Annotated in this window: 28 protein-coding genes; 24 read left to right on the forward strand and 4 right to left on the reverse strand. The window is 60.4% G+C overall.

Annotated elements, in window-relative coordinates; genetic code table 11:
* The first annotated feature begins 36 nt into the window (after positions 1–36).
* The 11 genes from radA (at position 37) to rarD (ending at position 11,397) form a co-directional block, all read left to right on the forward strand.
* A complete protein-coding gene (gene radA / locus FBZ99_RS04805; protein WP_113351685.1) occupies positions 37–1,440 on the forward strand; it encodes a DNA repair protein RadA in 1,404 nt (467 codons plus the stop codon).
* A gap of 92 nt (positions 1,441–1,532) precedes the next feature.
* Positions 1,533–2,153, forward strand: coding sequence for a CvpA family protein (locus tag FBZ99_RS04810; protein ID WP_069616173.1), 621 nt, complete (start codon positions 1,533–1,535; stop codon positions 2,151–2,153).
* Between the two features lie 164 nt (positions 2,154–2,317).
* Positions 2,318–3,802 (forward strand): amidophosphoribosyltransferase, encoded by a 1,485-nt coding sequence (gene purF / locus FBZ99_RS04815; RefSeq protein WP_113351684.1) that lies wholly within the window; start codon positions 2,318–2,320, stop codon positions 3,800–3,802.
* A gap of 69 nt (positions 3,803–3,871) precedes the next feature.
* A complete protein-coding gene (locus tag FBZ99_RS04820) occupies positions 3,872–4,612 on the forward strand; it encodes an SDR family NAD(P)-dependent oxidoreductase (protein WP_113351683.1) in 741 nt (246 codons plus the stop codon).
* Between the two features lie 223 nt (positions 4,613–4,835).
* Complete coding sequence (gene cysS, locus FBZ99_RS04825; protein ID WP_113395697.1) at positions 4,836–6,227, forward strand: cysteine--tRNA ligase; 1,392 nt, start codon at positions 4,836–4,838, stop codon at positions 6,225–6,227.
* A 212-nt stretch (positions 6,228–6,439) separates the two neighbouring features.
* Positions 6,440–6,808: an endonuclease domain-containing protein gene (locus FBZ99_RS04830; protein ID WP_113351681.1), complete on the forward strand. Its 369-nt coding sequence runs from the start codon at positions 6,440–6,442 to the stop codon at positions 6,806–6,808.
* A complete protein-coding gene (locus FBZ99_RS04835) occupies positions 6,805–7,290 on the forward strand; it encodes a GFA family protein (RefSeq protein WP_113351680.1) in 486 nt (161 codons plus the stop codon). Before FBZ99_RS04830 ends, FBZ99_RS04835 begins: the two co-directional genes overlap by 4 nt.
* The gene (locus FBZ99_RS04840) at positions 7,283–7,759 is read left to right on the forward strand and encodes a GFA family protein (protein WP_113351679.1); all 477 of its coding nucleotides are present in this window, start codon (positions 7,283–7,285) and stop codon (positions 7,757–7,759) included. The genes FBZ99_RS04835 and FBZ99_RS04840 overlap by 8 nt, the downstream gene beginning before the upstream one ends.
* Positions 7,756–8,715: a prolyl aminopeptidase gene (gene pip, locus FBZ99_RS04845; protein ID WP_113351678.1), complete on the forward strand. Its 960-nt coding sequence runs from the start codon at positions 7,756–7,758 to the stop codon at positions 8,713–8,715. The genes FBZ99_RS04840 and pip overlap by 4 nt, the downstream gene beginning before the upstream one ends.
* 45 nt (positions 8,716–8,760) lie before the next feature.
* Entirely contained in the window at positions 8,761–10,377 is a 1,617-nt protein-coding gene (gene cimA / locus FBZ99_RS04850) for a citramalate synthase (protein ID WP_113351677.1), read from the forward strand.
* Between the two features lie 108 nt (positions 10,378–10,485).
* Positions 10,486–11,397 carry an EamA family transporter RarD gene (gene rarD / locus FBZ99_RS04855; protein WP_113351676.1) on the forward strand — a complete coding sequence of 304 codons (912 nt, stop codon included), beginning with the start codon at positions 10,486–10,488 and terminating at the stop codon, positions 11,395–11,397.
* 126 nt (positions 11,398–11,523) lie between these two features.
* Here rarD and FBZ99_RS04860 read toward each other — a convergent pair whose 3' ends face one another.
* Positions 11,524–12,147 (reverse strand): TIGR00730 family Rossman fold protein, encoded by a 624-nt coding sequence (locus tag FBZ99_RS04860; RefSeq protein ID WP_113329107.1) that lies wholly within the window; start codon positions 12,145–12,147, stop codon positions 11,524–11,526.
* A 155-nt stretch (positions 12,148–12,302) separates the two neighbouring features.
* Here FBZ99_RS04860 and FBZ99_RS04865 point away from each other — a divergent pair, with 155 nt between their 5' ends.
* The 6 genes from FBZ99_RS04865 (at position 12,303) to FBZ99_RS33035 (ending at position 19,630) form a co-directional block, all read left to right on the forward strand.
* Positions 12,303–14,354, forward strand: a complete 2,052-nt coding sequence (locus FBZ99_RS04865; RefSeq protein WP_113351675.1) for a LysM peptidoglycan-binding domain-containing protein — start codon at positions 12,303–12,305, stop codon at positions 14,352–14,354.
* Positions 14,355–14,557: 203 nt separating this feature from the next.
* Positions 14,558–16,444 carry an ABCB family ABC transporter ATP-binding protein/permease gene (locus tag FBZ99_RS04870; protein WP_113351674.1) on the forward strand — a complete coding sequence of 629 codons (1,887 nt, stop codon included), beginning with the start codon at positions 14,558–14,560 and terminating at the stop codon, positions 16,442–16,444.
* Positions 16,445–16,577: 133 nt separating this feature from the next.
* Positions 16,578–17,276 carry an acid phosphatase gene (locus FBZ99_RS04875; protein WP_113351673.1) on the forward strand — a complete coding sequence of 233 codons (699 nt, stop codon included), beginning with the start codon at positions 16,578–16,580 and terminating at the stop codon, positions 17,274–17,276.
* Between the two features lie 306 nt (positions 17,277–17,582).
* Entirely contained in the window at positions 17,583–18,281 is a 699-nt protein-coding gene (locus FBZ99_RS04880; RefSeq protein ID WP_113329110.1) for a phosphatidylserine decarboxylase, read from the forward strand.
* A 20-nt stretch (positions 18,282–18,301) separates the two neighbouring features.
* The gene (gene pssA, locus FBZ99_RS04885; RefSeq protein WP_015339321.1) at positions 18,302–19,162 is read left to right on the forward strand and encodes a CDP-diacylglycerol--serine O-phosphatidyltransferase; all 861 of its coding nucleotides are present in this window, start codon (positions 18,302–18,304) and stop codon (positions 19,160–19,162) included.
* A gap of 327 nt (positions 19,163–19,489) precedes the next feature.
* Positions 19,490–19,630, forward strand: coding sequence for a hypothetical protein (locus tag FBZ99_RS33035; protein ID WP_015339320.1), 141 nt, complete (start codon positions 19,490–19,492; stop codon positions 19,628–19,630).
* A 76-nt stretch (positions 19,631–19,706) separates the two neighbouring features.
* Here the strand turns inward: FBZ99_RS33035 and FBZ99_RS04890 are convergent, their stop codons facing one another.
* Complete coding sequence (locus FBZ99_RS04890; RefSeq protein WP_145631692.1) at positions 19,707–20,471, reverse strand: SOS response-associated peptidase; 765 nt, start codon at positions 20,469–20,471, stop codon at positions 19,707–19,709.
* A gap of 43 nt (positions 20,472–20,514) precedes the next feature.
* Positions 20,515–20,835 (reverse strand): YnfA family protein, encoded by a 321-nt coding sequence (locus FBZ99_RS04895; protein ID WP_069616157.1) that lies wholly within the window; start codon positions 20,833–20,835, stop codon positions 20,515–20,517.
* A 162-nt stretch (positions 20,836–20,997) separates the two neighbouring features.
* On the opposite strand from FBZ99_RS04895, the gene FBZ99_RS04900 reads away from it, so the two are divergent.
* The 7 genes from FBZ99_RS04900 (at position 20,998) to FBZ99_RS04930 (ending at position 25,246) form a co-directional block, all read left to right on the forward strand.
* Positions 20,998–21,417 (forward strand): NUDIX hydrolase, encoded by a 420-nt coding sequence (locus FBZ99_RS04900; RefSeq protein ID WP_069616156.1) that lies wholly within the window; start codon positions 20,998–21,000, stop codon positions 21,415–21,417.
* Positions 21,418–21,511: 94 nt separating this feature from the next.
* Positions 21,512–21,946: a TIGR02301 family protein gene (locus FBZ99_RS04905; RefSeq protein WP_162748783.1), complete on the forward strand. Its 435-nt coding sequence runs from the start codon at positions 21,512–21,514 to the stop codon at positions 21,944–21,946.
* A gap of 104 nt (positions 21,947–22,050) precedes the next feature.
* Positions 22,051–22,308 (forward strand): hypothetical protein, encoded by a 258-nt coding sequence (locus FBZ99_RS04910; protein ID WP_068385602.1) that lies wholly within the window; start codon positions 22,051–22,053, stop codon positions 22,306–22,308.
* Between the two features lie 16 nt (positions 22,309–22,324).
* Complete coding sequence (locus FBZ99_RS04915; protein ID WP_145631695.1) at positions 22,325–23,086, forward strand: hypothetical protein; 762 nt, start codon at positions 22,325–22,327, stop codon at positions 23,084–23,086.
* A gap of 176 nt (positions 23,087–23,262) precedes the next feature.
* The gene (ygfZ, locus tag FBZ99_RS04920; RefSeq protein WP_145631697.1) at positions 23,263–24,102 is read left to right on the forward strand and encodes a CAF17-like 4Fe-4S cluster assembly/insertion protein YgfZ; all 840 of its coding nucleotides are present in this window, start codon (positions 23,263–23,265) and stop codon (positions 24,100–24,102) included.
* Complete coding sequence (locus FBZ99_RS04925) at positions 24,099–24,716, forward strand: YfbR-like 5'-deoxynucleotidase (RefSeq protein WP_145631699.1); 618 nt, start codon at positions 24,099–24,101, stop codon at positions 24,714–24,716. Before ygfZ ends, FBZ99_RS04925 begins: the two co-directional genes overlap by 4 nt.
* On the forward strand, positions 24,713–25,246 hold the full coding sequence (locus FBZ99_RS04930) for a tyrosine phosphatase family protein (RefSeq protein ID WP_145631700.1): 534 nt from the start codon (positions 24,713–24,715) through the stop codon (positions 25,244–25,246). The genes FBZ99_RS04925 and FBZ99_RS04930 overlap by 4 nt, the downstream gene beginning before the upstream one ends.
* 57 nt (positions 25,247–25,303) lie before the next feature.
* Here FBZ99_RS04930 and FBZ99_RS04935 read toward each other — a convergent pair whose 3' ends face one another.
* Positions 25,304–25,936, reverse strand: coding sequence for an EF-hand domain-containing protein (locus FBZ99_RS04935; protein ID WP_246661071.1), 633 nt, complete (start codon positions 25,934–25,936; stop codon positions 25,304–25,306).
* Positions 25,937–26,124 lie beyond the last annotated feature (188 nt).

Below are 26,124 nucleotides of genomic sequence, written 5' to 3' on the forward strand. Positions count from 1 at the left end.
GAAAAGCGAAGCATTTGAACTTGAGAATAGCATCCTATGGCTAAGGCCCGCACACAATTCATCTGCCAGAACTGCGGCACCGTCCACAATCGCTGGGCCGGCAAGTGCGACAGTTGCGGCGCGTGGAATACCATCGTCGAGGAAGATCCGATGGGCGGGATCGGCGGCGGACCAACGAAGACACCGCGAAAGGGCAAGCCCGTCACGCTGACCACGCTTTCGGGTGAAATCGAGGAAGCGCCGCGCATCCATACCGGCATATCCGAGCTCGACCGCGCCACGGGCGGCGGTTTTGTGCGTGGCTCGGCCGTTCTCGTCGGCGGCGATCCTGGCATCGGCAAGTCGACGCTGCTGATGCAGGCGGCAGCAGCCCTCGCCCGGCAGGGGCACAAGATCGTCTACGTCTCCGGCGAAGAGGCCGTGGCGCAGGTGCGCCTGCGCGCCCAACGGCTGAAGGCGGCCGATACCGAAGTGCTGCTCGCCGCCGAAACCAATGTCGAGGATATCCTGGCAACGCTGGCAGAAGGCAAGCGGCCGGATCTTGTCATCATTGATTCCATCCAGACGCTGTGGAGCGAGCTTGCCGAATCCGCACCCGGCACGGTAACGCAGGTGCGTACCGGCGTGCAGGCGATGATCCGCTTCGCCAAGCAGACGGGAACTGCCATGGTGCTGGTCGGCCATGTCACCAAGGATGGCCAGATCGCCGGGCCGCGCGTCGTCGAGCATATGGTCGATGCCGTTCTCTACTTCGAAGGCGATCGGGGCCATCATTACCGTATCCTGCGCACGGTGAAGAACCGCTTCGGTCCGACCGACGAGATCGGCGTCTTCGAAATGTCCGACGCCGGGCTTCGCGACGTGCCTAATCCGTCCGAACTTTTCCTTGGTGAACGCAACGAAAAGTCGCCAGGCGCGGCGGTCTTCGCCGGCATCGAAGGCACGCGTCCGGTGCTGGTGGAGGTGCAGGCGCTGGTCGCGCCGACATCGCTCGGCACGCCGCGCCGCGCCATCGTCGGCTGGGATTCGGCGCGGTTGTCGATGATTCTGGCCGTTCTGGAAGCGCATTGCGGCGTGCGGCTCGGTCAGCACGATGTTTACCTCAATATTGCCGGCGGCTACCGCATTTCCGAGCCGGCTGCGGACCTTGCGGTCGCTTCTGCACTGGTTTCCTCCCTGGCTGGTCTTGCTCTGCCCGCCGATTGCGTCTATTTCGGCGAAGTCAGCCTGTCGGGCGCCGTCCGGCCGGTTGCGCACACCGCCCAGCGCCTCAAGGAAGCCGAGAAGCTGGGATTTTCCGCGGCCGTTCTGCCTGCCGCTTCCGCCGATCTGCCAAAGGGCAATGGCGGACGCTGGAGCGAGATCGACAGCCTGCCGGATCTGGTGGCGCGCATTGCCGGATCGAAAGGTGCGCTCAAGCGAGCGGAAGACGAAGACTGAGCCTTACTTCAGCCGTTCTTGGCGAAGAAGAGGCTCATGAATTGAGGCCGATGCCGACCATGAGGTCCGGCAAGTCTTGAAGTGGATTATAGATGCCCATTACGATTTTCGACGGTATTGTTATCGGCGTTCTTCTCTTCTCCGCCATTCTGGCCATGGTTCGCGGCTTCTCACGCGAAATTCTCTCGATCGTCAGCTGGGGCGGCTCCGCAGTCGCCGCATACTATCTCTATCCGCTGCTCGTTCCCTATGCGTTGCAATACAAGGCCGACACCAAGATCGCCACGATTGCGTCAGCCGCCGTCATCTTCCTGCTGGCGCTCATCATCATTTCCTTCATCACCATCCGGATTGCCGATTTCATCATCGACAGCCGCATCGGCGCGCTCGACCGCACTCTCGGCTTCCTCTTCGGCGCGGCACGCGGCCTGCTGCTCATGGTCGTCGTCGTTGCCTTCTGGAACTGGCTGGTGGCACCGGCCGCACGTCCGGACTGGGTCAATAACGCCAAGTCGAAGCCTTTCCTCGATTCGATGGTGGAGAAGCTGACTGCGGCGCTGCCCCAAGACATTCAGGCAAGGCTGCCGGCCGAAATCCTCAACAAGATCGCGCCAAACCAGCAGCAACAGCAGCAGCAGGGAAGCGGCGACAACGCCACGCCGAACGATACCGCGCCGTCGGATGACGCACCGGCGCCGCAGACAAACAATTGACGGTGCGTTTACAGGCTTGACCTGCCGCCCGAGAATCGCCATTTGAGCGGCGTGACAATAGAAGATCCGGCCCGATATTTTTTCCGGCCGGATTTTAAGTTATTTTAATGGTCACTCGTGACGCCGCCCCGATCCGCCCACGTTGAGAGCAAAGGCCCGCAGCCATGAACCATTCCGTTTCCTTCGAGGACGATATCGACGGCGACACGCTGCATGAAGAATGCGGCGTCTTCGGCATCCTGGGGCACCCGGATGCGGCAACACTGACGGCGCTCGGCCTGCACGCCTTGCAGCATCGCGGCCAGGAAGCGGCCGGCATCGTCTCCTTCGATGGTCAGCGCTTCCACTCGGAGCGGCGGATGGGTCTGGTCGGAGACCACTACACTGACCCGGCCACCCTCGCCCGCCTCCCCGGTGACCGCTCGATCGGTCATGTACGCTACTCCACCACCGGCGAGACCATCCTTCGCAATGTCCAGCCGCTGTTTGCCGAGCTGGAAGTCGGCGGCATCGCCATTGCCCATAACGGTAATTTCACCAATGGCCTGACCATGCGCCGTCAGCTGATTGCCGATGGTGCCATCTGTCAGTCGACCTCGGATACCGAAGTCGTGCTGCATCTCATCGCCCGCTCCAAGCATCCCTCCTCCTCAGATCGTTTCATCGATGCTATCAGGCAGATGGAAGGCGGCTATTCGATGCTCGCCATGACGCGCACCAAGCTGATCGCCGCCCGCGATCCGATCGGCATCCGGCCGCTGGTCATGGGCGAACTCGACGGCAAGCCCATCTTCTGCTCGGAGACCTGTGCTCTCGACATCATCGGCGCAAAATATGTCCGCGACGTTGAAAACGGCGAGGTCATCATCTGCGAGATCCAGCCTGATGGTTCGATCACCATCGACGCCCGCAAGCCGGAAGTTTCACAACCCGAGCGTCTCTGCCTGTTCGAATATGTCTATTTCGCCCGTCCCGATTCCGTCGTCGGCGGCCGCAACGTTTATGTTGCCCGCAAGAACATGGGCATCAACCTTGCCAAGGAAGCGCCTGTCGCCGCCGATGTTGTCGTCCCCGTGCCGGATGGCGGCACGCCGGCCGCTATCGGCTATGCGCAGGCAAGCGGTATTCCCTTCGAGCTCGGCATCATCCGCAACCATTATGTCGGCCGCACCTTCATTGAACCCACGCAGCAGATTCGCGCCTTCGGCGTTAAGCTCAAGCATTCCGCCAATCGCGAAATCATCGCTGGCAAGCGCGTGGTGCTCGTCGACGATTCCATCGTGCGCGGCACGACATCGGTGAAGATCGTGCAGATGATCCGCGATGCCGGCGCCAGCGAGGTGCATATCCGCGTCGCCAGCCCGATGATCTTCCATCCGGATTTCTACGGCATCGACACACCGGACGCCGACAAGCTGTTGGCAAACCAGTACACGAGCCTGAAGGCCATGTGCGAGTATATCGGCGCGGATTCGCTGGAGTTCCTGTCCATCGATGGCCTTTACCAGGCTGTCGGCGGCGAGCCGCGCAACAATGCGCAGCCGCAGTTCACCGACCATTACTTTACCGGTGACTATCCGACGCGTCTGCTCGACAAGGAAAGCACCAGCAACGTGCGCAAGCTCTCCGTCCTCGCGAGCAACGGCTGACAAGCCCAAGTAACGGCTGACAGGGGCGCCCTGCCCCTTTCTCTTTCCACGCATTCGGATCAAGGCAGCATGAGCGTCAATCTCAAGGACAAGATCGCCCTCGTCACCGGCGCATCGCGCGGTATCGGCTATTTCACGGCACTGGAGCTGGCCAAGGCCGGCGCGCATGTGATCGCCTGCGCCCGCACGGTCGGGGGCCTTGAGGAGCTTGACGATGCCATCAAGGCTGCCGGCGGCTCGGCGACCCTTGTGCCCTTCGATCTTGCCGACATGAATGCCATCGATGCGCTCGGCGCCTCCATCTACGAGCGCTGGGGCAAACTCGACATCCTCATCGCCAATGCCGGCGTGCTTGGCGTGATCTCGCCGATCGGCCATGTCGAAGCCAAGGTGTTCGAAAAGGTGATGACGATCAATGTCACCGCCACCTGGCGGCTGATCCGTTCCGTGGAGCCGCTGCTGATGCGCGCCGAGGCGGGCCGCGCGGTTATCCTCTCTTCGGCCGCCGCCCATCGCTGCCGGCCATTCTGGGGTCCCTACTCCGCCTCCAAGGCTGCCGTCGAGGCGCTGGCGCGGACCTGGGCCGGGGAAACGCAGAGCACGCCGCTGCGCATCACCAGCGTCGATCCGGGCGCTACCCGCACCGCCATGCGCGCCCAGGCCATGCCCGGTGAAGATCCGGATACACTGCCGCATCCGCGAGAGGTCGCTCAGGCGATCCTGCCTCTGGTCGGCCCCGACGTCACCGAAACCGGCAAGCTTTTCGTCGTGCGCGAGAACAGGCTCGTCGACTATCGGATGCCGGAATAAAAACATCTCAGCCCTTTACGCGAGACGCCTTATCCCTACTTGACCAAATTCATCCGGCGCGCGATAAAGCCGCCCATGAAAACGGTTATCTGCATTATCTGCCGGAAGATTATTCGCTAGCGTTTCGCTGGCCTGGCCGTTTTCGTCTCCCAAAATCCAAGATGACAAACGTCCGGCCTGCCGGTGACGGTATTTTTTCGGATTTATGCCTTGGGAGAGTGACATGGCCGCCGAGCCGCAATTGAAGTTCTACAACACGCTGACGCGCGAAAAGGTCGATTTTCAGCCGATCGACCGCAATAACGTCCGCATGTATGTCTGCGGCCCCACGGTCTATGACTTCGCCCATATCGGCAATGCCCGCCCGGCGATCGTCTTCGACGTGCTGTTCCGGCTGCTGCGGCACGTCTACGGTGAGAGCCGTGTCACCTACGTCCGCAACATCACCGACGTCGACGACAAGATCAATGCGCGTGCGCTGCGCGACCATCCCGGCCTGCCGCTGAACGACGCGATCCGCCTGGTGACGGAAAAGACCGAGCGGCAGTACCGTGAAGACACGACAGCGCTCGGCTGCCTGGAGCCATCGGTGCAACCGCGTGCGACCGACAATATCGCACAGATGATCGGGATCATCGAAACGCTGATCACCAAGGGCCATGCCTATCGGGCCGCCGGCGAAGTGCTGTTCGATACCAAGTCGATGGCCGATTATGGGCAGCTTTCGAAGCGCAATCTCGACGAGCAGCAGGCCGGCGCCCGCGTCGCCGTCGACGAGCACAAGAAGAGCCCCGGCGATTTCGTTCTGTGGAAACTTTCGGACGAGAACGAACCCGGCTGGGAAAGCCCCTGGGGCCGCGGTCGTCCGGGCTGGCATATCGAATGCTCGGCCATGAGCGGACGCTATCTCGGTGATGTCTTTGACATTCACGGCGGCGGCCTGGACCTGATCTTCCCGCACCATGAAAACGAAATTGCCCAATCGCGTTGCGCGCATGGCACGCATGCCATGGCCAATGTCTGGATGCATAACGGCTTCGTGCAGGTCGAAGGCCGCAAGATGTCGAAATCGGAGGGCAACTTCGTCACCATCTACGAGCTGCTGCAGACGGAAAAGCTCGGCGGCCGGACCTGGCCGGGCGAGGTGCTGAGGCTTGCCATGCTGATGACGCATTATCGCGAGCCGATCGATTTCTCTGTGAAGCGTCTGGAAGAGGCCGAACGGCTAATCGCCAAATGGCCGGCGGGGGATGCCAGCGGTGCCGCGCCGGATCAGACAGTCCTTGCCGCTCTCGGCGACGATCTCAACACCGTCGCCGCCATCCAGGCGCTGCATGCCCTGGCGCAAGCAACCAATGCCGATGCCAGCCTCCTGCCGGTGTTCGCGGCCAGCGCCGATCTTCTCGGCCTGCTGCCGAAGAAGGCGGAGATGGACGAAGCTGTGGTCGCGGAGATCGATACCAAGGTACGTCAGCGACTGGAGTTGTTGAAGGCAAAGAACTTCGCCGAAGCCGACAAGCTTCGCGAGGAGCTGACGGCCATGGGTATCCAGCTCAAGGATGGTAAGGATCCAACGACGGGCGAGCGTATCACGACTTGGGAGATCAAGCGGTGAGTCTGGTTACCCCCCTCTGTCACTTCGTGACATCTCCCCCACAAGGGGGGAGATTGGGGGAGTTTGCCGACCGCTCTAGTTCCAAGCTGCCTTCTATTTCAGCAGCAATACGTTTCCGCCTGCGCGGGAAAGAAGATGGAGGGCTAACAGCTCGCCGCGAACAATCTCCCCCCTTGTGGGGGAGATGTCACGAAGTGACAGAGGGGGGTAACTTGCCGCATACTCCAGTCCCGCCGAAAGCCCGAAGCAATGCACGCCGCATGCGCAAGGTCATGACGGATGCGGAACTGCGTCTATGGAACGAATTGCGTGCCCATCGCCTCATGGGCCTCGGCTTCCGCCGCCAGTTGCCCATCGCTGGATATATTGTCGATTTCGCATGCCCTGCCGAAAGGCTGATTGTCGAAGTCGACGGCTTCCAGCATGGTAATGACCACGATCAGACCTATGACCAGGTTCGCACCCGCCGCCTCGAAGCCGATGGCTGGACTATCCTGCGCTTCTGGAATGACGATGTCCTGAAGGATATCGATAACGTCTGCATGCATATCCTGATCGTCAGCGGAAAGGATAAATCATGACCGTCTCGACCTACACCGGCGGCTGCCAGTGCGGCGCGGTTCGCTTCCGGGTGCGGGGCGGACTGAAGGATGCGTCGATCTGTCATTGCCGCATGTGCCAGAAGGCCTTTGGCGCCTATTACGCACCGCTGGTCTCGACGCGTGGTGCCGAGCTCACATGGACGCGCGGCGAGCGGAAGCTGTTTCAATCGTCGAATTATGTAAAGCGCGGCTTCTGCGGGGATTGCGGAACGCCGCTGACCTACGAGGCACCCGATGGCATTGCGGTCGCGGCTGGCGCCTTCGATGATCCCGCGCAACTGCCGCCTGTGATCCAATACGGCACGGAGGCCAAGATCGGCTTTGTCGATCGGTTGCATTTGCTGCCCGGACGCTCGACGGAGGAAGATGCCGCGCAAGCGCCCTTCGTTGTAAACATCGTGTCAAATCAACATCCCGATTACGATACCCCAAGCTGGCCAGAGGAGAAGAGCCATGAATGAAGCTACCAGAAGCGGAGGATGCCAATGCGGCGCGGTACGGTTTCGCATCCGCGGCCAGCTCGGCCGCCCCTCAATCTGCCATTGCCGCATGTGCCAGAAGCAGTTCGGCAACTTTTTCTCTGCGCTTGTTACCGCACCTGAAGACGGCGTGGAATGGACGCGCGGCGAGCCGAGTTATTTCCAGTCTTCCGTCAATATCGACCGCGGCTTCTGCAAGAACTGCGGCACGCCGTTGACCTACCGTCATCCGGGCGGCCTCGAAATCGCCATCGGCGCCTTCGACGAGCGCGACGATCTCGCCCCGCAGATCCAGGTCAACCACGCCTATCGACTGCCTTGGGTAGAGACGATTTTCGAAAAGCCCATTCATCAGGATCCAGATTTCTATTCGCGGCAGGAGCAGATCATTTCCTTCCAGCATCCCGATCATGACACCGATGTCTGGCCGGCCGAGGGGCTGAAAATATGACCGAAGTCCTGCGCACATTCTATCCGGAGATCGAACCTTACGCCTCCGGTCATCTCGATGTCGGCGACGGTCATGTGATCTATTGGGAACGGGTGGGAACGCCCGGCGCCAAGCCCGCCGTCTTCCTGCATGGCGGACCCGGCGGCGGCATTTCGCCCAGTCATCGCCGCGTATTCGATCCGGCGCTTTACGACGTGACCCTTTTCGACCAGCGCGGCTGCGGGCGCTCGACGCCGCATGCCGGCCTTGAAGCCAATACGACCTGGCATCTGGTCGAAGATATCGAGCGGCTGCGCAAAATGGCCGGCGTTGAGAAATGGCTTGTTTTCGGCGGCTCCTGGGGCTCGACGCTGGCGCTCGCCTACTCCGAAACACATCCGGATCGGGTTTCCGAACTGGTCGTGCGCGGCATCTATACGCTGACGAGAGCCGAACTCGACTGGTATTATCAGTTCGGCGTCTCCGAAATGTTCCCTGACAAATGGGAGCGCTTCATCGCCCCTATCCCACCGGAAGAGCGCCATGAGATGATGGCCGCCTACCATCGGCTGCTGACGCATCCCGATAAGGCTGCCCGCCTGGAAGCCGCAAAGGCATGGTCGATCTGGGAAGGCGAGACGATCACGCTTCTGCCGGAACCTGCCGTCAGCGCCCAGTTCGAAGATGCGGAATATGCGCATGCCTTCGCCCGTATCGAGAACCATTTCTTCGTCAACGCCGGCTGGCTCGAAGAGGGCCAACTCCTGCGCGACGCCTACAAGCTGAAAGACATTCCCGGCGTCATCGTCCATGGCCGCTACGACATGCCCTGCCCCGCCAAATATGCCTGGGCGCTGCACAAGGCTTGGCCGAAAGCTGAATTTCACCTGATCGAGGGCGCCGGCCATGCTTCGTCCGAGCCTGGCATTCTGGATCGGCTCATCCGCGCCACCGACAAGTTTGCAGGCAAAGCATAGGCCGGGCATCTCAATATCAATAACCGGTTCGCCGGAGGAAACAGTATGACACGCGAAAAAATCTATCTCTTCGACACGACGCTCCGCGATGGCCAGCAAACACCCGGCATCGATTTTTCGGTCGAGGACAAGATTGCCATTGCGACCATGCTGGATGAATTCGGCCTGGATTATGTCGAAGGCGGGTACCCCGGCGCCAACCCGACCGATACGGCCTTCTTCAACGAGAAGCGCACGACATCGGCCTCCTTCGTCGCCTTCGGCATGACGAAGCGCGCCGGCATCTCCGCCTCCAACGATCCCGGCCTTGCGAGCCTGCTGCAGGCGAAATCAGACGCGATCTGTTTCGTTGCGAAGAGCTGGGACTATCACGTCCAGGTGGCGCTCGGCTGCACCAACGAGGAAAACCTGGAAAGCATCGCCGAAAGTGTCAAGGCGGCCATTGGCGCCGGCAAGGAAGCCTTGGTCGATTGCGAGCACTTCTTCGACGGCTACAAGGCCAATCCGACCTATGCGCTTGCTTGCGCCAAGACGGCCTATGATGCCGGAGCGCGCTGGGTCGTGCTCTGTGACACCAACGGCGGCACACAGCCGCCGGAGATTCGCGCCATCGTCGAGGCCGTCATCGCCTGCGGCGTTCCTGGGCACTGTCTCGGCATCCATGCCCATAACGATACCGGCCAGGCGGTCGCCAATTCGCTCGCGGCGGTCGAGGCCGGCGTGCGGCAGATCCAGGGCACGCTGAACGGCATCGGCGAGCGCTGCGGCAATGCCAACCTGATCACACTGATCCCGACCCTGGCGCTGAAAAGAGCCTATAGCGAACGCTTCGAAACGACGATCGACGCCGAGCGGCTGGTGGGCTTGACCGGCCTTTCGCATGCCTTCGACGAGCTTCTGAACCGCTCACCCGACTATCAGGCGCCCTATGTCGGTGCCTCCGCCTTTGCCACCAAGGCTGGTATCCACGCCTCGGCGCTGCTGAAGGACCCGCGCACCTACGAGCATGTGCCGCCGGAAAGCGTCGGCAACTTCCGCAAGGTCATGGTCTCCGACCAGGGCGGCAAGTCGAACTTCATCAATGCGCTGAAGCGGCGCGGCATCGAGGTCGGCAAGGACGATCCGAAGCTCGACCAGCTGATCCACATCGTCAAGGAACGCGAAGCGACAGGCTATGCTTACGAAGGCGCGGATGCGAGCTTCGAACTTTTGGCGCGCCGCACGCTCGGTACCATCCCGGAATTCTTTGCGATCGATGGTTTCCGCGTCATGGTGGAACGCCGCTTCGATTCCCACGGCCGAGTGAAAATCGTCTCGGAAGCCGTCGTCAAGATCATCATCGATGGCGAAACCATCATGTCGGTTGCAGAGGGCGACGGCCCGGTTAATGCGCTCGACCTGGCGCTGCGCAAGAATTTCGGCAAATACCAGCACGAGATAGACGATCTGGAACTGGCCGACTTCAAGGTGCGTATCCTCAATGGTGGCACAGAGGCCATCACCCGAGTCCTGATCGAATCCACCGATAGCGATGGCGTACGCTGGTGGACGGTCGGTGTCTCCGAAAACATCATCGATGCGTCGTTCCAGGCCTTGATGGATTCCGTCATCTACAAGCTGATGAAAAACCGGCATATGGCAGGCAGGATTGCGGCGGAGTAATCCGCCGCCCATCAAAAAGCTTGACGATGCCGTCAATGAAATGAATTAGCCATGCCGCATGCATTGGGGTAATCCCGTCTCAAATAACAGAGAATGACGGGAAAATTCATGGCCACTGACGCGGTCAAACCTGAAATCAAGAACAACGACGCTATCCGCGGCTTCGGCTTTGCGATGACGGCCTATCTCTTCTGGGGCGTTCTGCCACTCTATATGAAGGCGTTGGCGCATATCCCGGCTTTCGAAGTCATCGCCCATCGCATCGTCTGGTCGGTTCCCGTCGCCGGCATCGTGCTGCTGGCGCTCGGCCGCCTGGGTGACGTGAAGGCGGCGTTTCGCAACCCGCGGACAATCGCCATGGCGTCGCTGACGGCAGCGCTCGTCACCATCAACTGGGGAACCTATGTCTGGGCCATCGGCGCCGGCCATTCGCTCGATGCGGCCCTCGGTTACTTCATCAATCCGCTGTTCAGCATCGCGCTCGGCGCCATTCTGCTCAAGGAAAAGCTGGCGCCGACGCAGATCGTCGCGATCTGCCTTGCAGCCGCCGCCGTCATCATTTTGACGGTGAAAGCCGGCACCCTGCCCTGGGTCGCGTTGTCGCTGACCTTCTCCTGGGGCTTCTATGCCTTTTTCCGCAAAACCCTGCCTGTTGGAGCCAACCAGGGCTTTTTCATCGAGGTGCTACTGCTCTGCATCCCGGCAGCATTTTACATCCTCTATCTGGAAGCGCGCGGCGAAGGCCACTTTTACCAGACCGGCCTTTCGGATACCGGGCTCCTGCTCGGCTGCGGGCTCGTGACGGCGCTGCCGTTGATGATCTTCGCCAATGGTGCGAAGCTTTTGAGGATGTCGACCATCGGCATCATGCAATACATCGTTCCCACAATGGTCTTCCTGATCGCCGTTTTCCTGTTCAAGGAACCCTTCGGCACGACACAGCTCGTTGCATTCTCGCTGATATGGGCCGGTCTCGTGCTCTACAGCTGGTCGATGCTGCGTCAGAGCAGAGGAGCATAACCAGGCGATATGGTTAGCAAATCGCTATTTGTGGCGGTTTGGCTTTCAAGAAAGCCGTGAACCGCCTCGTCCCTTGTCATCACGCAGCCCTAAGCGAAAACCGCTGCTCGTTTGCCGGAACAGCTTTTAGAGCTTGGAAATCACGGCCTCTTCTCCGCCGCGGTCGCCGCGCGTCTCTGCGGCATGCTTGCGGATGGCCGGAATGATATCGGCCACCTTGTCGATCACAAGCGGCTGGACACGATGGGCGGTATGGATGAAGCCCTCGTCCCGCATATGACGGACGATTTCCATCATCGAATCCCAAAAGCCGTTGATATTGGCAAAAACCATCGGCTTTTCGTGACGGCCCAGCTGGCCCCAGGTCATGATCTCGACGATCTCCTCCAGGGTGCCGATTCCGCCCGGCAAGGCCACGAAAGCGTCGGCGCGCTCGAACATGCCATGTTTGCGCGTATGCATGTCCGGCGTTATGATGAGTTCGTCGAGCTGACCGAGCGAGTGGCGCGTCGCTTCCATATCGACCAGAAATTCCGGAATGATGCCGGTGACCTGACCGCCGTGCGACAGCACGCCGCTTGCGACAGCGCCCATGATGCCCTTCGTTCCGCCGCCATAGATCAGGCGCAGGCCGTTTTCGGCAATGCTTTTGCCGAGTTCGCGGCCAGCGGCCATGTAGGAAGGATCGCGTCCCGGCTGTGAGCCACAATAGACGCAAATGGTTCGAATTGGCGCGGAATCGTCGGTCATGGATGCAAAGAACTATGCTGCAGGTGCGCAGTCAAGATTTTTCAAAGGAAAACTTGTGTCGGAACATGCGAAAATGGCTGAGAAAGCTTGTAAAAGCAGGCGAAATCGCTAGCAATTTCAGGAGTTGCGATGACTTCGCCGCGTGGAGATGAATGATGATGAAGAACCGTGCCGGTTGGCTGGCTCTGTTGGTGTTGGCAATTGCGACCTTGTTGATGGTCTTCTTCGTGATGCCGCGCATCAACGGTGACAAGACCCCGATCGGCAACGTGGTTAATCAAGCCGGCAATGCGGTGAAAAATACGATCGACCAAAACGCGCAGAAGGCTGGTGAGACCGCCGAGAACGCAACCAAGGCCACGCAGAATGCCGTGTCGACCGCCGTCAATACGGCAGACCTCGCGAAAAAGCTGACCGGCCTGACCGACGCGGCAACCGCTTCGCTGGCCGATTTGAAGGCGCTCTTCAAGGATGGCAATGGACCGGCCCAGGATGTCTTCACGGCTGCGAAGACAAAGGCGATTACTGCCCTGCAATCGATCGTCGGCTTCGCGCTTCCCGAAGGGATCGACGCAACGACAACGGGACTCGTTAAGAAAGCGCAGGACGGTGCAGGCAAGGCTCTCGCCATCATCCAATCTCTCCCCGAGAATGCTGCCGAAGCCAGTGCGGCGATCGACAAGGCTCTTGCAACGCTGACAGGGCAACAGGCGCCCGGGACCAACTCGGCTGCCAATCCTCGCGTACCATCATTCGACGTATTGCGCGTCGAGCCGGATGGCTCCACTGTTATCGCAGGCTCAGCCGAGCCGAATGCCAAGCTAGAGATCGTCGACGGCGAAAAGGTTGTCACGACGACCAATGTCGGCCCGAGCGGCGACTTTGCCGCCGTACTCGACAATCCGCTGCCGCCTGGAGACCACGAATTGGTGCTGCGCGCCACCGGCAAGGACGGTAAGGCCGTCAGTTCCGAGGAAATCGCAACCGTCTCCGTGCCGAAGGACAATTCCACCCAGGTTCTCGCGATGGTGTCGAAGCCAGGCGCTGCAAGTCGCATCATCACCGCGCCTTCCGCCAAGCAGGGCCGCGTGACCGCCGGCGAACAGGACGCGTCCGCAGCCGGCACTCAGGCCAAAGCGACCACGACAGATGCCAAGCCGCAACAGGATGGTACGGCGGTCGCATCCGCCAATCCCGCGGCAGGCACGGCAACACCGCCAGCAGCGAAGGTAGAGGCGAATCCAGACGTCATGGTCAATGCGGTGGAGATCGAAAACGATCATATCTTCGTTGCCGGCACCACGAAGCCGAATGCCAAGGTCCGCGCCTATGCCGACGACAAGCTCATCGGCGAGAACGTCGCGGGTGCGGACGGTCACTTCGTCGTGGACGGCCCCATGCCTCTTGCCGTCGGCGATCACAAGATCCGCGTCGACATACTCGATGGCGCAGGCAAAGTCGTCGTGCGGACCAGCGTCAACTTCACGCGCCCCGAGGGCAATCAGGTGACGGTCGCGGCGCAGACACCCGCCGCCGCAAATGGTCAAGGGCAGACGGCCACGGCAAACATGGTGCCGCTCGACGAGGGCGAGCTTGCCAAGCTCAAGGAAGGCGCGGGCAAGGCTTTTGCGCTGCTCAAGGGCCTCTTTACCGACGGCAAGCAGCCGAATACGGAGCAGCTCGCAGCCGCCCGCTCCGGCACGGAAATCGCGCTCAAGTCGCTGTCTGAATTCCGGCCGACCATCAACGCCAGTGCTGCGTTGAAGAAGGCTGCTTCCGACGCTTCGAGCACAGCCTCCAAGGCGCTTGCCACCTTGCTGGCTTTGCCGAAAGATCCGAAATCGGTCGGCGCGGCGCTGCCTGGGCTCGAACAGATGATCGCTGTTATCACGCAGCCTGCTCAGACGGCACCGGCGCAGCCGAACACAGAGGTCTCATCCAACGACAGTGGCCCGAAGACGCTCGAACAGGCACCGCTGTCGCAGGACACCAATGCCGTCATCATCCGTCGCGGCGATACGCTGTGGCAGATATCGCGCCGCATCTACGGTGCGGGCGTGCGCTACACGACGATCTATCTGGCCAACGAGGACAAGATCAACAATCCGGACCGCATCCTGCCGGGTCAGGTCTTCGGTCTGCCGAAGGATGCATTGCCGAATGCCGAGGAGCTTCACCGCAAGCGGCTTTCGGGCGAGCACCTCTAGCGCAACGACCGCCCATCGTGAACATTGGCAGCGCCCAGGCTCATCAACGCCTGGCCGCTGCTTTTATACCGCATGAAAATAGTATAAGCGTCGCCCGACCCCATAGCCTTCCCACAACGGCCATGTCTTGGCTATGAAGGCTTGCCAGTCGGCTGTGCAAACGCTGCCACATCCGGCTGCCCAATCATTCGCCGGAGACGGACATGGCAGGCCAGAAGAAAACCATATCGGCGGATTCCAGCAATCCATTGAACACGATCGTCAATCTCTGGCCCTATATGTGGCCGAGCGGGCGTATGGATCTGAAAATGCGGGTGGTCTGGGCAACCGTCTTCCTGCTGGTCTCGAAATTTTTCCTGCTGCTGGTCCCCTACTTCTTCAAATGGTCCGTCGATGCGCTGAACGGCAAGCTCGACATGCAAGGCATTCTGCCTGCTTTCCTGGTCGGCGCCATCGCTTTGATCATCGCCACGAACGCGACGCGTCTGATCCAGCTCGGCCTCAACCAGCTGCGCGATGCCCTGTTTGCGAGCGTCGGCCAATATGCGGTGCGCCAGCTCGCCTACAGAACCTTCGTGCACATGCACGAGCTCTCGCTGCGTTTCCATCTGGAGCGCAAGACCGGAGGCCTCTCGCGCATCATCGAGCGCGGCACCAAGGGCATCGAGACGATCGTCCGCTTCACGATCCTCAACACGTTTCCGACCTTCATCGAATTCCTGCTGACCGCCATCATCTTCTGGCGCGGCTATGGCTTTTCCTATCTCGCCGTCACGGCCGTCACGGTCTGGCTCTACATCTGGTTCACCGTCAAGGCGAGTGACTGGCGCATCTCCATCCGCCGGACGATGAACAACAGCGATACCGATGCCAACACCAAGGCGATCGATTCGCTGCTGAACTTCGAGACGGTCAAATATTTCGGCAACGAGGAGATGGAAGCCAAACGCTTCGATCAATCGATGGAGCGATATGAAAAGGCAGCCACCAGCGTCTGGACGTCGCTTGGTTGGCTTAACTTCGGCCAAGGCTTAATCTTTGGCCTTGGCACGACAGTGATGATGGTCATGTCGGGCTGGTCCGTCCTGAACGGCCATCACACGGTCGGCGACTTCGTCTTCATCAACGCGATGCTGCTGCAGCTCTCCGTACCGCTCAACTTCATCGGCTTCGTCTATCGCGAAATACGCCAGGGCCTGACCGATATCGAGGAGATGTTCGACCTGCTCGAGGTCAAGCCCGAGGTGGTCGATGCGCCTGACGCCAAGGAGCTCGTCATCGGTAATGGCGCAATCGCATTCAAGGACGTGCATTTCGCCTATGATCCCGCGCGGCCGATCCTGAAGGGCATTTCCTTTGAGGTGCCGGCTGGCAAGACGGTCGCCGTGGTCGGGCCTTCAGGCGCCGGTAAATCGACGCTGTCGCGCCTGCTCTATCGTTTCTACGATGTGCAGGACGGCACGATCACCATCGACGGCCAGGATCTGCGAACCGTCACGCAGAAGAGCCTGCGCAAGGTCATCGGCATGGTGCCGCAGGATACCGTGCTCTTCAACGATACCATCGCCTACAACATCCGCTATGGCCGTCCGAGCGCCAGCGAAGGGGAAGTTACCGCGGCCGCGGAGATCGCGCAGATCGGCGAGTTCATCCGCAATCTGCCGGAAGGCTTCGAGACCAAGGTCGGCGAGCGTGGCCTCAAATTGTCTGGCGGCGAGAAGCAGCGCGTCGCGATCGCGCGCACCATTCTCAAGGCGCCGCCGGTCCTGATCCTCGACGAGGCGACCTCGGCACTCGACACGACGACCGAGCGCGAAATACAGGCTGCCCTCGATGTCGTCTCCAAGAACCGTACGACGCTTGTCATCGCTCACCGCCTGTCGACCGTCATCGGAGCAGATGAGATCATCGTGCTGAAAAGCGGCGTGATCGCCGAGCGCGGCACGCATGCCGAGCTTCTGGCGCGGAACGGGCTTTATGCGTCCATGTGGAGCCGCCAGCGCGAGGCAACGCAGGCGGAGGAGCATCTGAAACAGGTACGCGAAAACGACGATCTCGGCGTTGTCGACCGACTGGCGCCGGCAAGCTGAGAAAACCCGTAGAAGCATGGAATTCCGCCGCCCATGACAGCATCGGGTGCGCAGCGGTTATGCACCGATTGTTGTCACGAGACTGAGATGACAGCTTGCTAGGTACGAGGGTCTTTTCAACGGAGCCCCTCAAATGCGTAGTTTTGCCAAAGCTTTCAGCCTGTTGCTCATCGTCGGCCTCGCCTCGCCGGTTTTCGCCGAAGATGCCAAGCCTTTCACCGATGCCAAGGAGATCAACCTCCTCGATCTGCTGCCGCCTCCGCCCGCCAATGATTCCGCACAGATGAAGGCTGAGCTCGGCGAAATCCTGACGATCCAGGTGACCCGCACGCCGGAAATGGCGGCTCGCGCCGTGGCCGATGCCGAAGAGAACGTCTGGCGCTTCTCCGACGTCATCGACAATCCGAAATTCACCAAGGAAAACCTGCCGAAGTTTTCGGCCTTCTTCGATCGCGTCGTCGAGACCGAAGGCGCCGTCGTCGATCCCGCCAAGGATGTCTGGAAGCGTCCGCGTCCGCATCTCTACAGCGACCTCGTCAAGCCGATCGTGCCGCTCTCCAAGTCCGGCTCCTATCCGTCCGGCCACACCACGGTCGGCACGCTGATGGGCATTGTGCTTGCCAACATGGTGCCGGAAAAGCGCGCCGCCATCATGGCTCGCGCCTGGGAATACGGCCACAACCGTATCGTCGGCGGCATCCACTATGCTTCCGATATCGAAGCTGGCCGCATTGCAGGCACCGTCATCGCCGAAACCATCATGACGCATGAGGACTACAAGACCGAGTATGAGGGCGCCAAGGCTGAACTGCGCGCTGCTCTCGGCCTCTGATTTCCGATCGGCCGACGCGGGACACAGGAGGCCGCCGCCATCGGCGGCCTTTTCATTGCGTCCCGCACGGGTTTCCACAGGCTGCACTTTTCAAGTCAGGGGAACGTTGGCATCTTGCTCGACGCGGATTGCGTTGAGGACGAGCGCGCGAAAGCATTGCCCATGACAGAGTTTGCCTGTAGTCACGCTCGACTGGTATTCAGAGCAAGACCGCTTATCTTGTTCTCATTCTTTTGACTGGCGTGATCTTGCCGAAGAACCGGAGCCCGGTTCCTGGTGAGCATGCCCTAACGGAGTAGGCCATAGATGAGCTTGATGAACAGCGTACGCAACGTCATCGTTCCCATACACAAGGAGGGCTATCCCTTCGTTGCAGGCTTCTTCGTCGCGTCGCTGGTGCTCGGTTGGATCTTCAAGCCGCTCTTCTGGATCGGCCTGATCCTGACGCTGTGGTGTGCCTATTTCTTCCGCGATCCCGAACGCATGACGCCTCAGGACGATGATCTGGCGATATCGCCTGCCGACGGCAAGGTTTCGAGCGTGCAGATGGTGACGCCGCCGGCCGAGCTCAATCTCGGCAGCCAGCCGATGCTGCGTATCTCGATCTTCATGAATGTCTTCGATTGCCATGTGAACCGTTCGCCGATGCGCGGTCGCATCACCAACGTCGCCTATCGCCAGGGCAGCTTCCTCAATGCCGAACTCGACAAGGCCAGCGAACAGAATGAACGCAACGGCCTCGTGATCGAAACGAAGCATGGCGAAATCGGCGTGGTGCAGATTGCCGGCCTCGTTGCCCGCCGCATTCTTTGCTTCGTCCATCCGAACGAGCCGCTGGATGCCGGCGAGCGCATCGGCCTCATCCGCTTCGGCTCGCGCCTCGATGTCTTCCTGCCGGAAGGCGCTGCGCCGCGCGTTGCCGTCGGTCAGCGGGCGATCGCCGGCGAAACCGTCATTGCCGAATTCGGCTCGGCCAAGGGCGCAACCCTTAGCCGCCGCAGCTGAAGTGTAGGAACACGAGCGAGATGAAGACGCCTTTTCCGCCTTTCGAGCCGCACGGGCCCAATGACGAAGCGCGTGGACCGCGTCTCCGGGAAATTCCGTTGCGGCTGATTGTGCCGAACATGATCACCGTGCTGGCGATCTGCTCGGGCCTGACGGGCATTCGCCTCGCTTTCGAAAACCGTTACGAGCTCGCCGTCGTGGCGGTGCTGGTTGCCGCCTTCCTCGACGGCATCGACGGGCGCGTCGCGCGGCTGATGAAGGCCACCTCGAAATTCGGCGCGCAGATGGATTCGCTCGCCGATATCGTCAATTTCGGCGTTGCGCCGGCCCTTGTCGTCTACGTGTTCCTGCTCGACCAGGCCCGCTCGCTCGGCTGGATCGCGGCGTTGATCTATACGATCGCCGCCGGATTGCGGCTCGCCCGCTTCAATGTCATGGCTGAACGCGAGCATAAAGCCTCGTGGCAATCCGAATATTTCGTCGGCGTACCGGCGCCTGCCGGCGCCATGCTGGTGCTGCTGCCTGTTTATCTCGGCTTTCTCGGCCTTACGCCGGACCGCACCTTCGCCTTATGGGGCGCAGCCTACACGGTTCTCATCGGCTTCCTGCTGGTCAGCCGTCTGCCCGTATGGTCCGGCAAATCGGAAGGCAACGGTGTAAGACGTGATCTGGTACTACCGATCATGCTCGGCCTCGTCGTCTATGTCGCGCTGCTGATGAGCTATACGTGGCATGTCATGGTCGTGACCGTCGTCATCTATTTGCTGTCCCTACCCTTCGGCGCGCGCTCCTGGGCAAAGAAATACGGCACCTATACCATCAATGGCCCCGCCGATCCCAATGTCGACGATTCCAACGACGACATCGGCCGGCATATCTAGCGCCGGCATATCAAACCGCTGCACAACAGTCCTCTGGCGGCATCGCCGGGCTGCAACCGCTAGTCTGTAAGTCTCCCTTATCAATCAGAGACATGACGGTCGCTCATCGGCGCAACGGAAGGCCAGCTCGGCGCGACATTTCCGCAGATTCAAACATTGCGGCAGTGCGGATTCTACACGAGGTTTCGGCGCTAATCTCTCGAAATATGGTCGTTGTTTACAAAAGCTGATTGGAAAACGCCTTCGATTTGTCATGATTTACGACAAAAAGCACTACTCGACTGTGAATCGAAAAATGCTCCGTGGGAGCATGGTGAGGAGTGAAACATGACGCAGAAAAAGGACCAGCCGGCACAACCGCAGGCAAAGATCGATCCCAGCAAGCATTATCGTCCGCTGGGGCTGAAAGCCGTTCTTGCAGCCCATCTGATGCTGAAGACAAAGCCTCTCAAGAAGAAGATCGCCTGAGAATATAGTTCTGCCCACCGCCGACCAATGCCGGCAGGCAGCATTTCCGCTCACTGGCCGCTAAAATGGCGGCCGCTCAGAGAAGGCTTAGTTGGCCATCGTCCGGATCCGTTTTCTTCGGCGGTTTCCTGACCGGATCGAGCACCACAGGTGTCTGCACATCCGGCCCCATATTGGCAACTTTGTTGACGCGATCCGAAACCGGGATCGCCTCGAAAAAATCTTCCTGGACCGGCTTCATCAGACCAAGCACCTCGCGAGGCTCCTGCGTCTTGCAATCGAGCCAGCGGGCGAAATCCTCCGGCTTGATGACGACGGGCATGCGGTCATGGATGGATCGAATGGCGCTGTTTGCCGCCGTCGTCAGGATCGCACCCGTATCAACTTCCGAACCGTCGGCCGACGACCAGGTTTCCATCAGCCCGGCAAAAGCGATGACGCCGCCGCTACGGGGGCGGATCCAGTAGGCTTGCGGCTTCTCGCCGCTTTCCTTCGGCGGCCGATGCCATTCGTAGAAGCCGGATGCCGGGATGAGGATGCGGCGATGGCGCATGGCCGCGCGGAAGGAGGCCTTGGCTATTGCCGTTTCCGCCCGCGCATTGATCAGAAGCGGGAAATCCTTGGGGTCCTTCACCCAGTCGGGCATAAAGCCCCAGCGCACGAGCAAGGCGCGACGATCCGGCAGATTGCTTCCCGGTCGCTGCCGATCGCCCAATATCACGACAAGGATCGGCTGCGTCGGCGCGATGTTGTAGCGCGCGGGAAAAGCCTCGTTCAGCAGGACGCCGAGCGCTTCCCCCACGTGATCTGCCGTCGATGTCAAAGCGAAACGTCCGCACATCAGGCCTGTGTTGCACCCGAAAAGCGGCTGGTCAAGCCTAACGTCAGCCGCGCGGACCGAGCAGAATGACCGCCGCCCCGACAAGGCAGATGACGGCGCCCGAAATATCCCATCGGTCCGGTAGCCGCCCTTCGGCGAACCAGAGCCAGAGAATGGAGGCAACAATATAGACGCCGCCATAGGCAGCAAAAGTGCGGCCGGCCGCCTCGCTCGGCACCAACGCCAGCAGCCATGCAAAGAGCACCAGCGAGACAAGGCCAGGTGCAAGCCACCAGACGGGCTTCGACAGACGCAGCCACGCCCAGAAAGCAAAGCAGCCCGCAATTTCGGCAAGAGCCGCCAAAGCATATAGCCCGTAAATCATTCCCGATCGTCCCCGTATTCGGCGCATTCAGAATCGCGGCTTCCGCTGGAAGCGAGTTAAGGGGCTTTCCCATGGGACAGCAAGCGCCGTTTCCTGTAGAAATGGGCCGCAGATGGCTCCTTGCCATCGCGCATCGATCTTCATCCGAATGCAAAGTGATCCATGACTTCCAACCCTCGCCCTGCCTCCTCCGCCATTCTCGAACGCAACGGTCGCTTCCTGCTTGTCTTGCGCAGCAATCCGCCGTCCGCCGATATGTACGCCTTTCCGGGAGGGCGGGCCGAAGACGGAGAGACACCGGCCGACGCGGCGTTGCGCGAGTTCAAGGAGGAGACAGGCATCTCAGCCCGCAATCCTCGCCTGTTCGAGACTTACGATCTCCGCTCTCACGCGGCGGACGGAACGTTGACGAGCCACTTCCTGCTCTCGGTCTTTCTTGTGGATGCCGATGAGGACGCGGTCGCCGAAGCCGCCGACGATGCAGCCGCCATTGGCTGGTACACGCTGGAAGAGGTGCGCACCCTGCCCGTTCCCGCCAGTGTGCTCGAATGCGTGGAACGACTTGCTGCAGAAAACGCATAGCTCGGCGCCGAAATTAACGATGCTGAGCAATATCGGCGTGGAAACCGCCCCTTGCGCCTTGTTCCCGTCATGCTTGTCCGGTCAACATGGTTACATGATTCATAACAGCCTTGGCCGACCGCTTCTGATCTGCATCGCGCTTGCCGCAGCCCTTCCCGCTGCCGCACAGCCAGCAGCAAGCGCGCCACCGGCACAGGCTGCCGACAATGCGAATGCCGAGCAGCCTGCGCCCTATGACGAGCAGCTTTCCCGGCTCTCCGAAATTCTCGGTTCGATCGACTATTTGCGCAATCTATGCAGCCCGACGCAGGAAGACGGATGGCGCGGCGACATGCAGCACTTGCTCGACACGGAGACCAAGAGCGAGCCGAAACGAAAGGAAAGGCTCACTGCCGCTTTCAACCGTGGATATCGGTCCTTTGCATCGGTTTACACGAATTGCACGCCGCAGGCCCGCGTCGCGGAAGAGCGATACCGTAACGAAGGTGCAACACTGGCGGCAGAAATCACCGCACGCTTTGGAAATTGACGATTTATTAACCTCTTTTCATAGCGAGCCGTGTCGTTTTGGGAAAAGGCTGATAGAGTTATTAAGCAAGTGGTAAGGACATGAACGTCTCGAGGAAAGAAACAATGGAAACCAGCCTGAACGAAATCGACGACATGATCGTTCATGAAAAGATGCAGGCAGCGCTGGAATACCAGAATGAAGCTTGGGCCGACGGCATGGCGGATGGCATCGAGCCCGAAATCATCGCCGACGCCGCCATCGCCCACGCGATTCGCGAGACGATCCGGAATCAAGGGGAACAGGGCGCCGAAGCCTTGCTCGAATCGCTGCGTGAACGCATGCTCGCTGGCGAGTTCTCTCCGAACCGTACCCTGCAATAACACTCAGAGATTGCTAATGCGTATCTTTCCAGGCAATGCGCTCACCTGTTCCATTGCCTCGTTCGCTGCCGTAACCCTGCTTTTGGGCAGCACCGCCTTGCCGCTACCGGCCAATGCCTTTTCCCAGCTCAACCCGCCGGCTCCCCAGGCGAAAGACGCAGCACAGTCCACTCCCCCCAAAAAGAACGAGAAGCCGATCGAGCAGGCGCTGGAAGCGCCTGCCAATAACGCGCTGCCAATGCCCGATCCGCTGATCAACAAGCAGGCAAGCCAGAGCAGCGGCGATGCTTCGAACACGAATAAGTCAGTCGAATTCCTCTACGATATCGACAAGGCGCCGGAGCCGGTAAAGAAGCTGCGTGCGGCGATCGTCGAGGCTGCCGCTTCCGGTGATCTCGAGCGCCTGCGCCCGCTGATGAATGTCGGCGGCGGGCTCAAGCAGACGCAGGTCACCGCCGACGACCCCGGCGAAGATCCGATCAAGACCCTGCATGATCTTTCAGGCGATCCCGACGGCATTGAGATCCTGTCCATTCTCCTCGACATCATGTCGACCGGCTTTGCCCATGTCGGCCAGGGAACCCCTGATGAGGTCTATGTCTGGCCCTATTTCGCCGAGAAGGACATCAAGACACTCTCCACGCCGGAGAAGGTCGATCTGATGCGTATCGTGACGGCCGGCGACTATGCCGACATGCAGGAATTCGGCGGCTATAATTTCTATCGCGTTGGCATCACGCCGGACGGCCGCTGGAAATTCTTTACCTCGGGCGAATGATCCGGCCGGGGAACTTGCGGTTCCCCACCGAAGGCCCTACCTCTGCGTGATGAAGCATGTCGCGCAAAAGTGCGCAGCGGTTTTGCGACAACGACATGCGCAAGATCAAAGACCTGAAGCGCAGGAAGCGACCTGAAAGATCGCGACGTGCTCTAGGCCAAATCAGCGGAACCATCATGCCAGCCGTATTCCTTAGAGAGCGCTCCTTCATCCGCATTGCCGGCGCGGAGGCGGAGACGTTCCTGCACAATCTCATTACCACCGATCTCGTCTCGCTCGGCACCGACGAGGCGCGCCCAGGCGGGCTGCTGACGCCGCAGGGCAAGATCCTGTTCGACTTCATGATCTGGCGGGATGGCACTGGCTTTCTGCTCGAAACGGACACGGCGCAGCGGGAGAGCCTGCTCAAGCGGCTCACCATGTATCGCCTGCGCGCCAAGGTCGATTTCGTCGCGGAGGAGATGCAGGGCGTCACGGTCGCATGGGGTGATGCCACAGGCGACAGTCCCAAGGACAGCCGCTTCGCGAGAGCGGGAATTGTGCTGACCCGGACGCCCGGCGTGCACGGCGGCGATCCCGAGACACTTTATGACGCCCTGCGTATCGACAACGGCATCGCCGTTTCCGGCCGCGATTTCGCATTGCAGGACGCGTTTCCGCATGACGTGCTGATGGATCTGAATGGCGGACTGGGCTTCCGCAAGGGCTGCTATATCGGCCAGGAAGTGGTTTCCCGCATGCACCATCGCGGAACGGCGCGCAGGCGTGTCGTCATCGTCAACGGCAGCGCCGAATTGCCGCCCTCCGGCACGGAATTGACTGTTGGCGGCAAACCGATCGGAACGCTCGGCTCGACCGCCGGCAATATGGGCCTAGCCATCATCCGCATAGACCGGGCCGGCGAAGCCATCGCCGAAGAGGTTCCTATAAAGGCTGGTGAGGTCGACGTCACCGTGTCTCTTCCAACCTGGTCCGGCCTCTCCTTCCCCACCCGCGCCGACGAGGCGTCGGCATGACATCGGCGACGACAGCGCGCGCCTGGCAGCGCATGTTATCCGGGCGCAGGCTCGACCTTCTCGATCCCTCGCCGCTCGACGTCGAGATCAGCGATATTGCGCATGGGCTTGCCCGTGTCGCGCGTTGGAATGGACAGACCTCCGGCGACCATGCCTTTTCGGTGGCGCAACACAGCCTTGTCGTCGAGGCGATCTTTCGCCATCTCAATCCGGCAACGCCCGACGAATTGCTTGCCGCCTTGCTGCATGACGCACCGGAATATGTGATCGGCGACATGATATCGCCGTTCAAGTCCGTCGTCGGCGGCGATTACAAGGTCGTGGAGAAGCGGCTCGAGGCGGCAATCTACCGGCGCTTCGCCCTGCCCCCGCATTGCGCGCCAAAGCTCAAGGAAAAGATCAAGAAGGCCGATACGATCTCGGCCTATTTCGAGGCGACGCTGCTTGCCGGCTTCACGCCCGATGAAGCCCGCAAATTCTTCGGCCAGCCGCGCGACATCACGCGCGAGATGCTGCCGATCGACCCCATGCCGGCAATCGAGGCACAACGGCTGTTCCTCAAGCGCTTCGAGGTGATCGAGGCGGAGCGTGCCGCCATGAGGGTCGGCGCGTGACAGCAATCATCGTATCGCCGCTTGCGCGCATCGCCGAAATGGCCGTTCGCCATGGCGCGCGCGAAATGATCAGCCTGATGGCCAAGGAGCAGAATTTTCACCGTCCCGCCGTCATCAAGGCGGATCGGCATCTGCTGCTCAATATGAACGACATCAGCTTTGCCGGAACCGGCGATCTCGTCGCCCCGCAGGAGACGCATGTTCGCGCCATCATCGATTTCGCTACCGGTTGGGATCGAGGCGCACCTTTGCTCATCCATTGCTGGATGGGTATTTCACGCTCGCCGGCGGCGGCACTGATTGCAGCTTTGGCCGTTCACCCGGAGGAGAACGACCTTGTGCTGGTCCGCCGCCTGCGCGCGAGCTCGCCATTCGTCACGCCGAATGCCCGGCTCGTTGCCATCGGCGACGACATGCTTGGACGCCGGGGGCGGCTGGTTGCTGCAGTCAAAGAGATCGGCCGTGGCGCAGATACTGACGGCAACGCACCTTTCATGCTGCCCTTGGCCGACTCGAGCACCGGCGCTTAAAAAGCGGAGACCGCGTTTCGCAATCTCCGCTCGCCTCACAGCAATGAACCACGGCGATCACGCGGCGACGACATCCGTTTGATCCGGGTCGTACTGACCATAAGTATTCTGGTAAAGCGACGACGGATCCTGCATGTCGTTCAACAAGACATCCAGCGCCTGATCCTTGGCAAGTGTCGCGTCATCCGTTGAACTGCTGCCGCTCGTATCGGGCTCCAGCGACAGCATATCGGCGGCTGAGGCATCCGACGATTTCAGGGCATCGAGACCCTCGGCGAACTGATCCTTGGTCAGGGAGCCGGCGTTTTGCGTATCCAGGCTCTTGAACAGGTTTTCAGCATCGCTCTCGCTCATATCCTTCGGACGGCCAGCGACGAACTCGTCCTGTGAGACTTTGCCGTCCTTGTCGGTGTCCAGGCTGGCAAACAGCTGGTCCATGGGCGATTCGCCGGAAGAGCCGTCGGCCGACGTGGAACCGCTTGACTGGCTGTTCTGCTGCATCTGCAACAGCATCGAGGCCAGATTGCCGGAAAAGACATCCGTTGCGCTGGGATCGCTGCTGCTGTTGCTATCCTCATCGTTGAGAATGCTCGCCGACAGAAGGCCGGACTGCGCCGCCTCCTCCAGCTCCTGAGCATCCACGACGCCGTCCTGATTCTTATCCAGGGGACTGTACGAGGCAGCCGTCATGCTGCTTCCAATTGAAGAAACCCCGCTCATCCAAATCTCCTACGGCAAATGCCATCGCGTGTTTGATAGACCCCGGCACGCTTAGTCATCTGCAGATAGGATAGGTCTGTTTGCCCTGCCGGTTGAAGATTGGTGTTAATTCACCATTAACCATAATTGACAGACACCGAATCATATCGCCGGTGGGC

This window comes from Rhizobium sp. ERR 1071, assembly GCF_007828675.1.
Lineage (GTDB): Bacteria > Pseudomonadota > Alphaproteobacteria > Rhizobiales > Rhizobiaceae > Rhizobium > Rhizobium dioscoreae.